This is a genomic window from Stenotrophomonas pavanii (assembly GCF_900101175.1).
GTDB classification, from domain to species: domain Bacteria; phylum Pseudomonadota; class Gammaproteobacteria; order Xanthomonadales; family Xanthomonadaceae; genus Stenotrophomonas; species Stenotrophomonas pavanii.
The window spans coordinates 111,425-127,915 of the sequence record NZ_FNFQ01000005.1 but is presented as its reverse complement, the minus strand read 5'-3'; the positions used below and the strand labels follow the sequence as shown (position 1 = coordinate 127,915).

Here is a 16,491-nt window from a genome sequence, read left to right as displayed (position 1 = left end):
CCAGCGGCCGGCACTACGTGGTCCTGGGTTGCCGGCCAGCGGCCGGCACTACCGTTACGCGGCGCGGCGCAGCGTTTCGGTCAGCGACTCGATGCTGGCGGCCTTCGGTTTGACCAGCCAGAACTTGCCGATGTAATCGCGGAACTCGTCCAGGATCTGCTGTGCCCAGATGCTGCCGGTCAGCTCGCGGTGGCGGCCGATCAGGCGGTGCAGGTGCTGGCGATAGTTCTCGAAGCCTTCGGCGGACACGCGATGGATGTCGATCAGCTCGTGGTTGTAGCGGTCGACGAAGTCGCGGTCGACGTCCAGCACGTAGGCCAGGCCACCGGTGAAGCCGGCACCGAAGTTCAGGCCGACCTTGCCCAGCACCAGCACCACGCCATCGGTCATGTACTCGCAGCAGTGGTCACCGGCCCCTTCGACCACCGCCAGCGCGCCGGAATTGCGCACCGCGAAGCGTTCGCCGGCACGACCGGCAGCGAACAGTTCACCGCCGGTGGCGCCGTACAGGCAGGTGTTGCCGATGATGGCAGTGCTGCGTGCCTCGAAGCGCGCGCCCCGCGGCGGCCGCACCACCAGCCGGCCGCCGGCCATGCCCTTGCCGACGTAATCGTTGGCTTCGCCTTCCACTTCCAGGTGCAGGCCGCCGACATTGAAGGCGCCGAAGCTCTGCCCGGCGCTGCCGCGGAAGCGCAGTTCCAGCGGCGTGTCGGCCATGCCCTGGTTGCCGTGCGCGCGTGCCACCGCGCCGGCCAGGCGGGTGCCGATGCTGCGGTCGGTGTTGTGGATCAGGAAGCGATGCTCGCCGCCGCGCTTGTGCTCGATGGCCGGGGCCAGCAGGCCATCCATCTGCGTGGCCAGGCTGTCCGGCGATTCGTACAGGCGCTGCGCGGCGCAGTGGCTGCCTTCATAGCGGCTGTCGGCCAGCAGGCGCGACAGGTCCACGCGTACGCCGTCACGCGGCGCGGCCTCGATCTGCCGCAGCAGGTCGGTGCGGCCGACGATCTCTTCCAGCGAACGCGCGCCCAGGTAGGACAGCCAGCCACGCACTTCTTCGGCCAGCAGCCGGAAGAAGTTCTCCACGCGCTCCGGCTGGCCGGTGAAGTGGTTCTCGCGCAGGCGTTCGTCCTGGGTGGCCACGCCGGTGGCGCAGTTGTTGAGGTGGCAGATGCGCAGGTACTTGCAGCCCAGCACGATCATCGGCGCCGTGCCGAAGCCGAAGCTGTCCGCGCCCAGCAGCGCGGCCTTGACCACGTCCAGGCCGGTCTTCAGCCCGCCATCGGTCTGCAGCAGGGTGCGCCCGCGCAGGTCGTTGGCCAGCAGCGCCTGGTGCGCTTCGGCCACACCCAGTTCCCACGGCACGCCGGCATAGCGGATCGAGCTGACCGGCGACGCGCCAGTGCCACCGTCATGGCCGGAAATGGTGATCAGGTCCGCACCGGCCTTGACCACGCCGGCGGCGATCGTCCCCACGCCGGCATGGCTGACCAGTTTCACCGACACCAGCGCGGTCGGGTTGACCTGCTTGAGGTCGTAGATCAGCTGCGCCAGGTCTTCGATGGAATAGATGTCGTGGTGCGGCGGCGGCGAGATCAGGCCGATGCCGGGGCGTGCGTAGCGCAGCCGTGCGATCAGTTCGTTGACCTTGTGGCCGGGCAGCTGGCCGCCTTCGCCGGGCTTGGCGCCCTGGGCGACCTTGATCTGCAGCACCTCGGCATTGACCAGGTACTCGGCGGTCACGCCGAAGCGCCCGGACGCCACCTGCTTGATCTTGCTGCGGCGCTGCGTGCCGTAGCGTGCCGGGTCTTCGCCGCCTTCGCCGGAATTGCTGCGGCCGCCCAGGCGGTTCATGGCAATGGCCAGCGCTTCATGCGCTTCCGGCGACAGGGCGCCGAGGCTGATCGCCGCGGTATCGAAGCGCGGGAACAGTGCGCTGGCCGGGGCGACCTCGTCCAGCGGTACCGGCACGGCGGCCGGTACCAGTTCCAGCAGGTCACGCAGTGCCGAGGGCGGGCGCGCATGCACCGCATCGCAATACTGCTGCCACGCACGCGGGTCACCGCTGCGCGCCGCGCGCTGCAGGGTGGTGACCACGTCCGGGTTGTACATGTGGTATTCGCCGCCGTGCACGTACTTCAGCAGGCCACCGACATCGACATCCTGCTGCGCGTCCCAGGCCTGCGCGCACAGCTCGCGCGCATCGGCGTCCAGGCGTGCGAAGCCGGCGCCGCCGATGCGCGAGGCGGTATCCGGGAAGCACAGGTCCACCACTTCCGGTTCCAGGCCGATGATCTCGAACAGCTGCGCGCCGCGGTAGCTGGCCACGGTGCAGATGCCCATCTTCGAGATGATCTTCGACAGGCCCTTGTAGACGCCCTTGCGGTAGCGGCGGCCGATCTGCGACTGCTCACCGCCCTTGCTGAGCTTGAGGATGCCGCGACGGCCGAGGTCGAACAGGGTCTGATAGGCCAGGTACGGATATACCGCGGTGGCACCGAAGCCGAGCAGGCAGGCCATGTGGTGCGGATCGCGCGCGGTGCCGGTCTCGACGATCAGGTTGACGTCGCAGCGCAAGCCCAGCCGCGACAGGTGGTGGTGGATGGCGCTGGTGGCGAGCAGGGCATGCACCATCGGGCGTCCGGCCACCGGGTAGCGGTCGGACAGCAGCAACATCACCATGCCATCGCGCGCGGCCTGTTCGGCCTCGGCACAGATGCGCTCGATGCCGGCGCGCAGGCCCTCGTCTTCGCTGTAGGACAGATCGAGCAGGCGGTTGGCCTGCACGTACTGGTCCATCTTCAGCAGCTGGCGCAGCTTGCGCTGGCTCAGCACCGGCGAATTGAGGATGACGTGGTTCACCGTCTCCGGGCCGGCATGGAAGATGTTGGTCTCCTTGCCGAGCTGGGTGGACAGGGACATCGCGCAGTCTTCGCGCAGCGGATCGATCGGCGGGTTGGTGACCTGCGCGAAGGCCTGGCGGAAATAGTCGTACAGCGGGCGGCTGCGCTGGCTCAGCACCGCCATCGGCGTGTCGTCGCCCATCGAGCCGGTGGCTTCCTGCTCGGTCTCGGCCAGCGGCCGCAGCACCTGCTCCACTTCCTCGCTGCTGAGCTGGTACAGCTTGTGGTAGCTGCGCAGGGTGGCTTCGTCGAACGGCTCTTCCACCAGCGACGGGTCGATCAGTTCGGTCTGCAGGTAGGTCACGCCCTGCTGCAGCCACTGCTTGTAGGGCGCGCGGCCGCGGTTGATGCGGTCCACCGCATCGGAGTCGAGCAGATCGCCGCGCTTGAGGTCGATCGCGATCATCTCGCCGGGGCCGAGCTTGCCCTTGCGCACCACCCGCTCGGTGGGCACTTCCCACACGCCCGCTTCAGAGGCAACCAGGAAGTGGCGGTCGGCGGTCAGCATCCAGCGCGCCGGGCGCAGGCCGTTGCGGTCGAGGGTGCAGACGGCGTAGCGGCTGTCGCAGGCAACGATGCCGGCCGGGCCATCCCACGGCTCGCTGTTCAGACCGTGGAACTCGTAGAACGCGGCCAGGTCCGGGTCCTTGAACTCCAGCGACTGGGTGGCCGGCGGCACCAGGATGCGCAGCGCCTGGATCAGCTCCATGCCACCGGCGACCATCAGTTCCAGCATGTTGTCCAGGCTCTGCGAGTCCGAGCCGTGCATGGAGATCACCGGGTCGAATTCGGCGATGTCAAAGCGCGGCGTCTTCCACACCTTGCTGCGCGCCTGGGCCCAGCGGCGGTTGCCTTCGATGGTGTTGATCTCGCCATTGTGGGCGAGCATCCGGAACGGGTGGGCAAGCGGCCAGCGCGGCAGCGTGTTGGTCGAGAAGCGCTGGTGGAACACGATCGCGCTGGAGGCCAGCTCGCGCCGCTGCAGGTCCGGATAGAAGCGGCTGAGCTTGTCCGGCAGCACCATGCCCTTGTAGCTGATCGCATCGGGGGTGAGGGTGGTGACGTAGAAATCAGCGTGATCGCGCAGCTGCTGTTCGCTGCGGCGGCGGGCCAGGAACAGCGCCAGCGCGAAGCCGGCATCGTCCTGGCCGACGCCGGCATCGACGAACACCTGCTCGATGCGCGGCAGGGTGTCACGCGCCAGCTGGCCGCAGACGCTGTCATCGGTCGGCACTTCGCGCCAGCCGGCGACCCGGCAGCCGACCGCTTCGACCTGCGCCTGCAGCTGGGTGCGGCAGGCATGGGCGGCATCGGCGTCGTGGGGCAGGAACACCAGGCCGGCAGCAAAGCGTGCGGAGACGGCGATGCCGGCTTCGCTGGCCAGCAGTTTCAGGAACGCGTCGGGGCGGCGCAGCAGCAGGCCGCAGCCATCGCCGGTCAGGCCATCGGCGGCAACACCGCCACGGTGGGTCATGCGCGACAGCGCGGCGATGGCGGTATCGACCAGCAGGCGCGAAGGTTGATCGTCGAGCTGGGCGACCATGCCAAAGCCACAGGCATCGCGCTCGGAGCGCGGGTCGTAAAGCCCTTGGCGGTTGCGGGGGGCCATCTCTACCTCGATGCGGGATGAATTGAACGGGGACACTCAAGCCCGCCCAATCCCTGGAGCGCATCGTGAGGCCACCGGATGCCTCGACTAGATCACAGGTTGCTGCAACGCCGCAATACACGGTTGCAGGTGCAACGGAACGCGCCGGCAACCCCGTGCCGGCGCGGGGTCGGCCTCAGCCGCAGCGCACGCCGCTGACCAGGCCCTTGTCGTCCACTTCGACGTTCAGGCGGTCGCCAAGGAACTCCATCGTGGCCACGTCGTTGGGCTTCATCACGCGCAGCTGGTGGGCACCGGCATCTTCCTGCGCCTGCTTGCCCAGCGCGTCGGCATAGGCCTGGCCGACCAGGCTCTGCACCTGGCTGGCATCGCAGGTGCCGACCGGCGGTGCCTCGGTGGCCTTGCCGGCTTCGTCGGCCGGTGCCTTGGCCGCTTCGGCCGCCTGCTGCGCATGGGCCGTGGCCGAATCCTGTTCATCCAGCGCCGGAGCCTGGCAGGCGGTCAGGGCCAGTACGGCCGGCAGCAGCAGGGCGGAGAGCGAACGGGCGCGAATCGGGAACGACATCATGACTCCGGAAGGGATTGTGAAAACCCGAGCATAGCGGCGATCCGACCCTCACGTGTTTGTCTTCTGTTATCGACAGGATCGCGGCATCGCGACGGCGACACTGTGGTCATGCCAACCCCCTCTTCCCCCGAACGACAGGCCGCGCGCGCGGCCGGCCTGCGCTATGTCGATGACACCCAGCCGGGCATCAGCCGGCGCCGCGCCGGCCAGGGCTTCAGCTACCGCGACGCGGACGGTCACGTGGTCCGCGATGCGGCCACCCTGCAGCGCATCCGCGCACTGGCCATTCCACCGGCCTACACCGCCGTGTGGATCTGCGCCCACGCCAACGGCCACCTGCAGGCCACCGGCCGCGATGCGCGCGGGCGCAAGCAGTACCGTTACCACGCCGACTGGGCGAAAGAGCGCGACGCCGGCAAGTTCGACCGCATCATCGCCTTTGGCGACGCCCTGCCCACGCTGCGGCGACGGCTGTCGCGGGACCTGAAGCGTCCAGGGTTTCCGCGCGAAAAGGTGCTGGCGATGGTGGTCGCACTGCTGGCCGACACGCTGGTGCGGGTCGGCAATGAAACCTATGCCCAGCAGAACCGTTCATTCGGGCTGACCACCCTGCGCAACCGCCATCTGGAGCTGTTGCGGGGTGGGCGGGTGCGCATGCGTTTCCGAGGCAAGTCCGGCCAGCTGCAGGAAGTGACCGTGGGTGATCGCCGGCTGGGGCTGCTGGTGCGGCGCCTGCAGCAGCTGCCGGGCCAGGCGCTGTTCCAGTACCGCGACGATGAAGGTGCGCTGCAGCCGGTGGATTCGGGTGCAGTGAACGATTATCTGCGCGAAGTGATGGGCGAAGATTTCACGGCCAAGGATTTCCGCACCTGGGGCGGCACCGTGGCCGCAGTGCAGGCGTTTGCCGCCACCGAGCTGCCGGAACCGGCCAGCCAGCGTGCGTTGGCGCAGGCACAGCGCAGCGTGGTGTGCCAGGTCGCGGCGCGGTTGGGCAACACACCGGCCGTGTGCCGCAAGGCCTACATCGACCCGTGCGTGTTTGCCGGCTGGGAGCGCGGTGAACTGGCGGCGCTGGCCGGCCTGCGTGGGCCGCGCCAGTGGGAGCAGGCCACCCTGCGCGTACTGCGCAGGGCGCGCCGGCTCAGCCGCCGTCGTCAGCCGCAATAGATCGCGACGATGTTGTTGGTCCGGCCTTTCTCGATGGTCAGGCGGTCGCCGCCTTCACTGGCCGGTGGTACCCGCGGGCCGTCATGGCGCAGCACGCGCACCTGCAGGCTGTCGCTGTCCACGCGTGCGCGGGCCACGGTGGCGTCCGAAGCGGCCAGGCCCACGGCGCCACGCACCTTGTCGCTGTGGCACTGGCCGGAAATCACGCCATCGATCGGCTGTACCTGTGCGACCGGCGTACTGCTGCAGGCGGTGACGGCGAAAGTGAGTACGGCCACGCTGAATGCGCGCATCATGGTCCTGCTCCGTGGTGATCGGGTCGACAGCGTGCCGGGCGCTGCGTGGTGACGGCATGAATGGCCTGCACGCGCGCGACACAGGGCATTCACCGTCGGCGACATCGGCGATGGCCACACTGACGTTTCTTTCCACACCACGGAGGCGCGAGATGGCCACCTGTGATGTCTGCGGTAACGACTACGACAAGAGCTTCACCCTGCAGCAGGGCGGGCGCAGCGGCACGTTTGACTCGTTCGAGTGCGCGATCCATGCCTTCGCCCCGCACTGCGCGCACTGCGACTGCGCGGTGATCGGCCACGGCGTCGAAGGCGACGGCCGGATCTTCTGCTGTGCGCACTGTGCCAGCCACGCCGGCGTGCAGGGCGTGGCCGACCGCGCCTGAGCAGCCCCCATTCCCATCTGACTGAAGGAGACCCCATGGCCACGAGCAAGAAGGTGCCCGCCCGCCGCAAGGCATCCCCCAAGGTACGCAAGGGTGCGAAGGCGCCGGCTGCGGAAACGGCTGCAGGCACTGCGCGTACGCGGGTGGTGAAGACCGCAACGCGCAAGGCCGCCGCCGGTGATCCCCGTGCCGCCCGCGTTGCCGCCCGGCAGCGGCGCCTGCAGGACCAGGAAAAGGCCAAGGACGCCCGCGCGGCCAAGAAGGCCACGAAAAAGACCGCCACCCAGGCCGGCGCACGCCGCCAGCCGGAGGCCATGCCGGCCCAGCAGCTGGCAAAGCCGGGGCACGAACACGAACTGGCGCTGGCGCCGCGCTTCCTCGCGCCGGACTACACCGGCAGCGGCAAGCTGCAGGGCATGCGCGCGATCGTCACGGGCGGTGATTCCGGCATCGGCCGCGCGGTGGCCGTGCTGTTCGCACGCGAAGGCGCCGATGTGGCGGTTCTGCACCTGGACGAGGCCGAAGATGCCGACCTCACCCGCCAGCACGTGGAGCGCGAAGGCGGCCGCTGTGTGGTGATCGCCGGTGACGTGCGCGACCCGCGCTTCTGCAACAAGGCGGTGAAGCAGGTGGCCAAGGCCTTCGGTGGCATCGACATCCTGGTCAACAACGCCGCGTTCCAGCTGCACTGCGAGCGGCTGGAGGATCTGGAAGACGCGCACCTGCAAGAGACGCTGCAGACCAACATCGGCGGCTACATCCAGATGGCGCGTGCGGTACTGCCGCACATGGGCGAGGGCGCCAGCATCATCAACACCGGTTCGGAAACCGGACTCTTCGGCAGCAAGGCGCTGATCGATTACTCGGCCACCAAGGGCGCGATCCATGCGTTCACCAAGGCCCTGGCCAGCCAGCTGCTGCCACGTGGCATCCGGGTCAACTGCGTGGCACCCGGTCCGGTGTGGACGCCCTTGAATCCGGCTGACAAGCAGGCTGAAGACGTAGCGGAATTCGGCAAGGACAGTGACATGGGCCGGCCCGCACAGCCCGAGGAGCTGTCACCGGCCTATGTGTTCCTGGCGTCGCCAGCCTGTGCCAGCTACATCAGCGGGGTGATCCTGCCGGTGATGGGCGGGCCACGTGGGTGAACAAGCACTGGCGGTAGTGCCGGCCGCTGGCCGGCCACCTCAGGGCACGGTCACCGCAGGCGCATAAAGATCGGCGATGCGTGGAATGAACTGCTGCGGATTGGCACCGACAAGATTGGTCAGCACCACCACCGCCACGCCGCGCTCGGGGTAGACCACGAAGGCCGAGCGGGCACCGCCGATGCCGGCGACCTGCAGGTCCGGTGTGTCCTGCAGCACGGGCCAGCCGGCGGCCCAGGGGCCGGCACGGCCATCGGCCAGACGCTCGGCCGACCACATGCGTGCACGCGCGGCGTCGTCCAGCAGGCCGCCTTCGGTCAGCGCGACCAGCCAGCGCGCGGTGTCGTCGGCGGTGGTGAGGATGCCGCCACCGGCCCACAACGAAGGCGGTATGTCATAGAACCAGTGCGACAGGCGCGACGGCGCATCCGCCGCGTCGGTGGCACGCGGGGCCAGGCTGTACATCGTCGCTACCTCCGGAATCAGGTCATAGCTGTCGCCGAAGGTGGTGCGCGCCATGCGTGCACTGCTGAACTGGCCGGTGGCCAGGAAGCGTTCGTAGGGCATGCCGGATAGCTGCGCGATGATCCTGGCCAGCAGCACGTAGTTGGTCTGGTTGTAGGCAAAACGCTGCCCCGGGGCGGCTTCGACAGGGCGCGCGGTGACTGCCGCCCATGCCTGTGCCTCGGAGCCACCGCCAAGCAGTCCGTTCGCATCAAGGATGTCCGGAAGGCCTGAGGTATGCGCCAGCAACTGGCGCACGCGTACGTCTTTCCACGCAGGTGGAAGATCATCCAGGTAGCGCGACGCCGGCGCGTCCAGATCCAGCTGCCCCCGCTGTGCCAACTGTGCGGCGGCCACGCCGGTGAACGCCTTGGTGGCCGAATTGAGCGGGAAGCGGGTATCGCGCGAGGCGGGCACGCCGTTCTCGACGTTGGCCAGGCCATAGGCCTCTGACAGCACGATCTGTCCCTGCTTGACCACGGCGACCTGCAAGCCGGGGATGCGCTGTTCCAGCATGACCTGGCGGATCAGGCGGCGGGTCTGGTCGTTGGCCGGGTCGTGGCTGGCAGAGATGGCAGCGAAGGGCAGTGCACTGATGAGCATGAGCAGCACTCGGAGCGTGGGACGGAACATGCGGCATTCCACTGGGACGTTGCGGATCGGATGCAGACGGCGCGTCAAAGGTTTAAGGGCGCGGTGGTGCCTACCGTTCGTCGGCCCATGACTTCCGGGGGGTTGACTACAGTTGTCGTCACAGAGAAAGTGACGACACGTGTAGTCAAGGGAGTGGTGTCATGCGTGGCAAGACGATCGGGGACCAGGAACTGGCCCTGCTGCAGTACATCGATGAACATGCGCCGGCCACGGTCGGCGAGGTCGCCAGTGGCTACGGCGAGGCCCGCGGCCTGGCCCGTTCGACCGTGCTGACGATGATGGAGCGGCTGCGGGCGAAGGGGTATCTTCAGCGCCACCAGCAGGACGGCGTCTACCGCTACCAGGCCACCCGTGGCCCGCAGAGCGTGCTGCAGGGCGCCGTGGCCCAGTTCGTCGACAACACCCTGCAGGGCTCGGTGTCGCCGTTCGTGGCCTACCTGTCGCAGCGCCAGCAGGTCAGCGACAACGAACTGGCCGAGCTGGAAGCGCTGGTGGCCCAACTCCAATCGCGTCGCCACGAGGGCTGAGCCATGGACACCACGATGCTGATCCCGTTGTTGGAACGGCTGGGCTGGACCAGCCTGCAGACTGTGTTGCTGGTGGCCCTGGTGTATGGCGTGTGCCGCGCGCTGCCGTCACTGTCGGCGGCGACCCGCTGCCGCCTGTGGTGGCTGGTATCGCTGCAGGCCGTGCTTGGCCTGTTCTGGAGCCAGCCGCTGCAGCTGGCCTGGCTGCCCGCACCGCAGGCGGTGGCGATGACCGCAACCGATGCGGCCGCCGACGTGGTCTATCCGCTGGCCCCGGAAGCCTCGGCACAGCTGCTGGCTGCGATGCCCACGGCTGCGGCGGACATGCCGGCCATGGCGTGGTGGGCGGTGGCACTGGCCGGCCTGTGGATGTCGGGCGTGCTGCTGATGGCCCTGCGCACCTTCGGTGAATGGCGTCGCTGCCGCGCGTTGCTGGCGGCGGCGTATCCCTGCACGGACGAGGCGCTGGTAGCCGCGTTGCAGCTGGCGTCCGATGCACACGGCGTGCGCCCTGCGCCGCGGCTGTGGATGAGCAGGCAGGTGGACGCACCGCAGCTGGTCGGTCCGTTCCGCCCGGTGCTGCTGCTGCCGGCGGGCGACAACGCCCTGCAGGGCGACGCGCTGGACCTGGCACTGACCCACGAACTGCAGCACCTGCAGCGCCGTGACCTGCAATGGGGCCTGCTGCCCGCGCTGGCCCAGCACCTGTTCTTCTTCCACCCGTTGCTGCGCCTGTCGGTGCGCGAATACGCGCAGGCCCGCGAGGAAGCCGTGGATGCGGCCGTGGTGGGCCAGCAGGGTGCCAGCCGCCAGGCCTATGGCCGCCTGCTGCTGCAGCTGGGCGTTGCGCCGCAGCCACACCTGGGCGTGGCCAGTGCCGCGCCGGACGCCACCAGCCTCAAGCGCCGCCTGCTGTCGCTGCAGCCGCGCCGGGCCTGCCCGCGCGTTCTGGCGATGGCGCTGACGGCCGTCGTGGTCCTGGTGGGCGTGGCGCCGATGCGCCTGGTCGCGGCCCCGGTGCCGCCGGCTCCGCCCGCGCCGCCGACGGCACCGAAGGTGGCTGTGCCGCCACCGCCGAAGGCTCCCAAGGCCCCGGCCGCACCGCCATCGGCCGCGGGTGTGCCGGAGGCGCCTGCAGCACCGGCTGCACCGGAGGCGCCTGCAGCACCGGCCGAACCCGCTGATACGACCGGGCCCGACGATGCCGACGTGGCCGATTTCGACGCCGCCGCCGGCATGGCCGAAGACCCCCAGGGAACGACTTCGACGGCCTCATCCATCACCACCTATGGCCGCCTGGACCTGGGCAGGTCGCCGCCGCAGGCCTTCGTGCTGGTCGATGGTGATTCGACCTTCGCCAACGGCGGCATGGATGACGTGACGGTGGCCCGCCAGCAGCTCGGCAAGGGCCCGGCGTTGTGGTTCCGCCAGGGCGACAAGCGCTACGTGGTGCGCGATCCGATGATGATCCAGAGCCTGCAGCGTGCCTACAGTGGCGCGGTGGATCTGGGCCGCCAGCAGCGCGAACTCGGCCGTCAGCAGAGTGCGCTGGGCCGCCGGCAGGGTGAACTCGGCAGGCAGATGGGCGAGATGGGCCGCCTGCAGGGCGAGGAGGCGCGACGCATCGCCTTGGCGGCCGCCCAGGCCGCGCGCAGCGCGATGGCCGCGCATGACATCAACCGCGAAGCGGCGGCCGAGGCGGCGAAGGCGGCGCGGGGCGCGACCCGCGATTCGTCCATTGCACGTGAGGCCGCGCGTGAGGCCGCAGCACAGGCACGTCGTGCCATGCAGGACGTGGACAACGAAACCGCGCGTGCCAGCCACACCCGCGATATCCAGCGGCTGGCCAGCCAGCAGTCTGAACTGGCCAGCCGTCAGGCGGCGCTGGGCAGCCAGCAGGCCGCGCTTGGCGAGCGCCAGGCCCGCGTGCATGCGCAGGCGTCGCAGCAGGCACAGCAGGTGATCGCGCGCGCACTGGCCAGCGGCAAGGCCGAGCGTCTCTGACTGGTAGTGCCGGCCGCTGGCCGGCAATGTGGGGCGCCGGCCAGTGGCCGGCACCCACCGGGCCGATCAACCGCAGCTGGCGCGTTCGATGCGGTTCTGCGCGTCCACCTGCACGGTGACGCGGTCCTGGCGGAAGTCCATGGTCACCGCCATGCCCGGCTTGACCACCCGTGCGCCGCGCGCGCCGCTGTCAGCCACCAGTTTCCTGATCGTGGCCTCGTCGGCGGTCTTGCCGGTGAAGGCGTCCAGCGCCTCGGGTCTGCATTCGTGCCCGGCATCGGCCACGGGCGCCGGCGCAGGATCGTGGGCGGTGCTGCCGCCGGCGTGACTGCAGGCGGCCAAGGGCAGGATGGCGAGCAGGACAAGGGGACTGGGACGCATCGTCAGGCTCCAGGCGTGGATGGTGCCGGCAGTGTCACCGCTGCCACCGTCAGGGCATGTCAACGCCTACTGCCCGACCAGCGCCAGCGTCTCGCGTTCGCGCTGTTCCTCGCGTACCAGCCGCTGCAACAGCAGGGCCAGGGTCACCACGTCCTGGTGGTTGTGGTCGGCCACCCGCCGCAGGTTCACCGCGTCGCCGCCGCGCAGGAAGCGCAACCAGGCACCAGGCGCCTCCGAGCCCGGCAGGTCGTCCTCGCGCACGACGCGCAGCAGCTGGCGTTCGATGGTGGACAGCTTGCAGTTCTCCCAGCGGCCGCGGTAACGGCGGCGCGTGGGGTAGAGCAGGTCGACGTGGTCCAGTGCACTGATCGGGTCGGGCTGGCGGGCCAGCCGATAGCGCGCCTTCAGCAGCGGCGCATCGTAGCTGCGGCCGTTGTAGCTGCAGAACACGGTGGACGGCTGCAGCCAGCCGGCGAAGGTGGCCAGCATCGCCTCTTCGGCGGCCAGGGTGGACATCAGCAGCTGGCGGATGCGCAGGCCCTCGCCGCGCTGCGGGCACACGTGCCAGTCGGCCGCGCCGATCATGAAGGCGCGGGTGCCGGTGCCACCGGCCAGGCCGGTGGTCTCGGTATCGAAGAACAGCAGATCGCGCGCGGCCACGTGCTGGTCCTCGCGCCTGGCGAAGGCCAGTGACAACGGGGCGGCCGGGATCGGCTGCGGTTGCAGCGATTCGACCAGGAACAGGCCCGGCGCGATCTCCTCCCCCGGTAGCTGGCGATCCTGTGCGCTGGCGCGTGCCGGCGTGGCGGAACCGCGCGCGCGCAGGCCGAGCAGGCGATGCAGGCTTCCCACCTCCGGCCGCCGCAGCGTTGCCGGCGCCGGTGTCGGGGCACAGGCCGCAGCGCCGGTCGGCTTGTGGCGGATCTCCTGTTCGACCCAGGCGAACACCGAGCGCTCGACCGGCGGCTGTCGCGCATCGTTGGCGGCCCGCGGTGCCGCAGGTGCAGCGGGAGCGTCCGGTGCCGCCGGTACGGCGGCTTTCGGGTCGCCGGCCTGCTTCCGCAGCAGGCGCAGCTTGTCCAGGCTCAGGCTCACGGTGCCAGCAACTCCATCGGCTCGCGCGTGGTCACCACCACGTCGCGCACGTACTGGCAGGCCTCGGCATCGAACAGGTCCAGCACGCGCAGCGCCAGCGCCCGTGGCGAGGTCTCATCGTCCTCCTGTGCGGCCAGCACCGGGCCGACACAGGCCGGGCAGCCGGCCTTGCAGTCGCAGCGCTGGACCAGTTCGCGCGCGCGCTGCACCAGCTCGGCCTGGCGCTGCCAGAGCGGTTCGCTGAGGCCGACGCCGCCGGGGAAGTTGTCGTACAGATAGACCGTGGGTACGAACTCCTGCAGCAGCTCCACCCCGCCAGGATCGCCTTCGCTGCCGCGCAGCTGGCCACGGCCGCTCTGGTCGGCGATGGCGAACCAGGAACCATCGCCGTTGCCGACCGACTTCTGCAGGTCGCGCGCATCGGCCATCACCGCCACGGTGGCGACGATGTGCAGCGCATACGCCGCACCGAGGAAGCCATCGAGCGCATCCTGCTTGCTGGCGAACGCGCGCAGCAGCAGGGCCTGCGGCAACTGCCACCAGACCGCGGTGGTGTGCAGCTCCTGGTCGGGCAGATTCACCGGGCCATAACCGATGTTCTCGTGGGTGTAGTAGCGGATCTTCTTGTAGCCGGCCACGCGGCGCACCACGTGCACTTCGCCATGGTGCGAATCGCCACGGCCGGCCACGCCGCCGTCGAAGCGGTCCAGCACCTTGAGCCGGGTGAAGTCGATGCTGTCGGTGTAGTAGTCCACGTGGGTGCGGGTGACGTAGGCCTTGCGGCCCTCCCAGTCCAGCGTTTCCACCTGGTAGGGCGTGGACTGCACCATGTGGATGGCGCCCTCGTACAGGGTGAGCGCGGCGGCGGAATAATCGACCTCGGCGATGATCTGCTGGCGGCCATCGCTGCGGTCGACCACCACGAAGTTGCCGTCGGCGACCGCGCGCAGGCTGACCGCGTTGGCCGGGTAGCTGTCGGCGATCCATTCCCAGCGTTCGCCTTCGCGGTGGAGGACCTCGGTTTCGGCCAGCGCTTCCAGGAATACTTCCGGGTCGATCGGGCCGAAGCCATCGCCGACCCGGAACGGCAACTCGAACGCGGCGCAGCGGATGTGGTCGAACAGGATCAGCGGCTGGTCCGGCGCGATGCGCGCATGTTCGGGCGAGGCTTCGGCGAAGAAATCCGGATGCCGCACCACGTACTGGTCCAGTGGCTGCGAGCTGGCCACCATCACCCCCAGCGCCGGCTGCTGGCGACGGCCGGCACGGCCGAAGCGCTGCCAGGTGGCGGCCACGCTGCCGGGGTAGCCGTTGAGGATGACCACGTCCAGGCTGCCGATATCCACCCCCAGCTCCAGCGCCGAGGTGCTGACGATGCCGTCGATGTTGCCGGCGCGCATCGCCCGCTCGGTCTCGCGGCGTTCGGTGGGCAGGTAGCCGCCGCGGTAGGCACGGATGCGCGGCGGCTTGCGCGGGTCGTGGTCGAAGATGTCCTTCAGGTACTTGGTCAGCACTTCGACCATCAGCCGTGTCTGCGCGAACACCAGCGTCTTCAACCCGGACTTGATCGCGATGCGCGCGATGCGGTTGCTCTGCGAGCGCGCTGAAGCGCGCAGGCCCAGGTCCGGATTGATCACCGGCGGGTTCCACAGCAGCACCTGCTTCGGCCCGCTGGGTGCGCCGGATTCGGTGATGGCGGTGACCGGCGCCTCGATCAACGCCTCGGCATGCGCCTGCGGGTTGCCGATGGTGGCCGAGCACAGGATGAACTGCGGTTGCACGCCGTAGAACGCGCAGATGCGCTTGAGCCGGCGCAGCACGTTGGTGACGTGGCTGCCGAACACGCCGCGGTAGGTATGCACCTCGTCGATGACGATGTAGCGCAGGTTCTCGAAGAACTGCGCCCACTTGGTGTGATGCGGCAGGATCGCCTGGTGCAGCATGTCCGGGTTGGACACCACGATGTCGCCATGCAGGCGGATCGCCTGCCGTGCATCACCCGGGGTATCGCCATCGAAGGTGAAGGCCTTCACGCCCAGGTCGCCGGCACGGTTGAGTTCCAGCAGCTCGGCCACCTGGTCCTGGGCCAGCGCCTTGGTCGGGAACAGGTACAGCGCCTTGGCCTTGTCCTGCATGGCCGCGCTGACCACCGGCAAGGTGTAGCACAACGACTTGCCGCTGGCGGTGGGGGTGACGATGGCCACGTGCTCGCCGCGCTGGCTGGCCTCCCAGGCCTCGGCCTGGTGGCTGTAGAGCTGCTCGATGCCGCGTGCCTGCAGCGCCGCGGCCAGCGCCGGCGGTACCGAGGCGGGAAGCGGCGCATAGCGGCCTTCGCGGCCGGGAATGGCGAAGCTGCCGGTGATGCGGTCCTGGTAGCGACGCTGCAGGCGCGCGCTGAGCAGTGCGCCATCGCGGGCCGGCAGGCCATCGCGGGTGGCGAGCTTCTGCTCCGCATCGGCGGTGCGCTTGGCGAGTTCGTAGACCATGGAAAGTGGAGCCGGGACGTTTTACGAGGGGTCACATGGCACCACATCCACGTCTCAGGATGTGAGACACCGCCTGCGCGGCCGTGAACCGTTCAGTGCCTTTGCCGGATGGCATCGCTGCATCTCCCCTGGCTGAACAGCTGCCGATGCAGCAACGAATTCTGAAGCCGGCATCCGTATCCTTGGGTGCTGGACGCAACCAACAGGGTGGATGGCTGTGGCACGACGTGGAACGCAGGGAGCACTCCTGGTCAGCCTGTTGCTGGCGGGTCTCGCGCAGGCGCAGCAGGCCGCGCCGATAGCGGGGCCTGACCCAGCGCCCACTCCCCCGGTGGATGCGCCGGCTGCAGGCACCGCGTCCCTCCCCGCCGCTCCATCGCAGGACAACGTCACCACCCTCGGCGAAGTGCGTGCGCTCAAGCCCGACGACGAGCCGCTGGACCTGTATCGCTTCAAGAACCCGGTAAAGTTCGGCGACAACCGCTTCAGCCGCGACTGGAGCGAACCGCCGTCGCCGGAGCAGGTCAGCATGGGCGGCGGCTACATCATGATGGGCGTGGTCAAGGGCGTGCTGGCGGCGGCCAAGGGGATCAACAAGCTCACCGGCGGGCCGGACCAGATCCAGGTGGCCGTTGCACGGCCTCCGCCGGAGCTCAGTGCCGAACAGCAGCAGCGTGCGCTGCGCTTTTCCCAGCAGCAGGATGGGGGCGAGGCGCCGCCGGTGAAGTAGGCCGGTTATCCTGCGGGTTCCTCAATCGGTAGCGCT

General features: G+C 69.3%; 13 protein-coding genes. 6 read left to right on the top strand and 7 right to left on the bottom strand.

Going from position 1 to position 16,491, the window contains the following annotated elements:
- Positions 1-54 precede the first annotated feature (54 nt).
- Positions 55-4,509: a glutamate synthase large subunit gene (gene gltB, locus BLS66_RS10555; protein WP_064237371.1), complete on the bottom strand. Its 4,455-nt coding sequence runs from the start codon at positions 4,507-4,509 to the stop codon at positions 55-57.
- A 175-nt stretch (positions 4,510-4,684) separates the two neighbouring features.
- Entirely contained in the window at positions 4,685-5,074 is a 390-nt protein-coding gene (locus BLS66_RS10550) for an I78 family peptidase inhibitor (protein ID WP_074725885.1), read from the bottom strand.
- 111 nt (positions 5,075-5,185) lie between these two features.
- Here BLS66_RS10550 and BLS66_RS10545 point away from each other — a divergent pair, with 111 nt between their 5' ends.
- Positions 5,186-6,244, top strand: coding sequence for a DNA topoisomerase IB (locus BLS66_RS10545; protein WP_049470499.1), 1,059 nt, complete (start codon positions 5,186-5,188; stop codon positions 6,242-6,244).
- Here BLS66_RS10545 and BLS66_RS10540 read toward each other — a convergent pair.
- Positions 6,232-6,540, bottom strand: coding sequence for a hypothetical protein (locus tag BLS66_RS10540; RefSeq protein WP_049470497.1), 309 nt, complete (start codon positions 6,538-6,540; stop codon positions 6,232-6,234). The genes BLS66_RS10545 and BLS66_RS10540 overlap by 13 nt on opposite strands.
- 152 nt (positions 6,541-6,692) lie before the next feature.
- Between BLS66_RS10540 and BLS66_RS10535 the strand changes: the two genes are divergently transcribed.
- Positions 6,693-6,926 (top strand): hypothetical protein, encoded by a 234-nt coding sequence (locus BLS66_RS10535; RefSeq protein WP_057493717.1) that lies wholly within the window; start codon positions 6,693-6,695, stop codon positions 6,924-6,926.
- 35 nt (positions 6,927-6,961) lie between these two features.
- Positions 6,962-8,074 carry an SDR family oxidoreductase gene (locus BLS66_RS10530; protein WP_049470492.1) on the top strand — a complete coding sequence of 371 codons (1,113 nt, stop codon included), beginning with the start codon at positions 6,962-6,964 and terminating at the stop codon, positions 8,072-8,074.
- 39 nt (positions 8,075-8,113) lie between these two features.
- On the opposite strand, the gene BLS66_RS10525 is transcribed toward BLS66_RS10530, so the two are convergent.
- Positions 8,114-9,181, bottom strand: a complete 1,068-nt coding sequence (locus tag BLS66_RS10525; RefSeq protein ID WP_074725884.1) for a serine hydrolase domain-containing protein — start codon at positions 9,179-9,181, stop codon at positions 8,114-8,116.
- A 191-nt stretch (positions 9,182-9,372) separates the two neighbouring features.
- Here BLS66_RS10525 and BLS66_RS10520 point away from each other — a divergent pair, with 191 nt between their 5' ends.
- Together BLS66_RS10520 and BLS66_RS10515 are read left to right on the top strand one after the other, a co-directional pair.
- A complete protein-coding gene (locus BLS66_RS10520) occupies positions 9,373-9,759 on the top strand; it encodes a BlaI/MecI/CopY family transcriptional regulator (protein ID WP_053461791.1) in 387 nt (128 codons plus the stop codon).
- Positions 9,760-9,762: 3 nt separating this feature from the next.
- Positions 9,763-11,763, top strand: a complete 2,001-nt coding sequence (locus BLS66_RS10515) for a M56 family metallopeptidase (RefSeq protein WP_074725830.1) — start codon at positions 9,763-9,765, stop codon at positions 11,761-11,763.
- 66 nt (positions 11,764-11,829) lie between these two features.
- Here the strand turns inward: BLS66_RS10515 and BLS66_RS10510 are convergent, their stop codons facing one another.
- From BLS66_RS10510 to BLS66_RS10500, 3 genes are all read right to left on the bottom strand, one after another.
- Positions 11,830-12,144, bottom strand: a complete 315-nt coding sequence (locus BLS66_RS10510; RefSeq protein WP_049470483.1) for an I78 family peptidase inhibitor — start codon at positions 12,142-12,144, stop codon at positions 11,830-11,832.
- A 66-nt stretch (positions 12,145-12,210) separates the two neighbouring features.
- Positions 12,211-13,239, bottom strand: a complete 1,029-nt coding sequence (locus BLS66_RS10505; protein ID WP_074725829.1) for a ribonuclease H-like domain-containing protein — start codon at positions 13,237-13,239, stop codon at positions 12,211-12,213.
- The gene (locus BLS66_RS10500) at positions 13,236-15,725 is read right to left on the bottom strand and encodes a DEAD/DEAH box helicase (RefSeq protein ID WP_053461795.1); all 2,490 of its coding nucleotides are present in this window, start codon (positions 15,723-15,725) and stop codon (positions 13,236-13,238) included. The genes BLS66_RS10505 and BLS66_RS10500 overlap by 4 nt, the downstream gene beginning before the upstream one ends.
- A 211-nt stretch (positions 15,726-15,936) precedes the next feature.
- Here BLS66_RS10500 and BLS66_RS10495 point away from each other — a divergent pair, with 211 nt between their 5' ends.
- Positions 15,937-16,455 (top strand): hypothetical protein, encoded by a 519-nt coding sequence (locus BLS66_RS10495; RefSeq protein ID WP_074725828.1) that lies wholly within the window; start codon positions 15,937-15,939, stop codon positions 16,453-16,455.
- Positions 16,456-16,491: the final 36 nt, after the last annotated feature.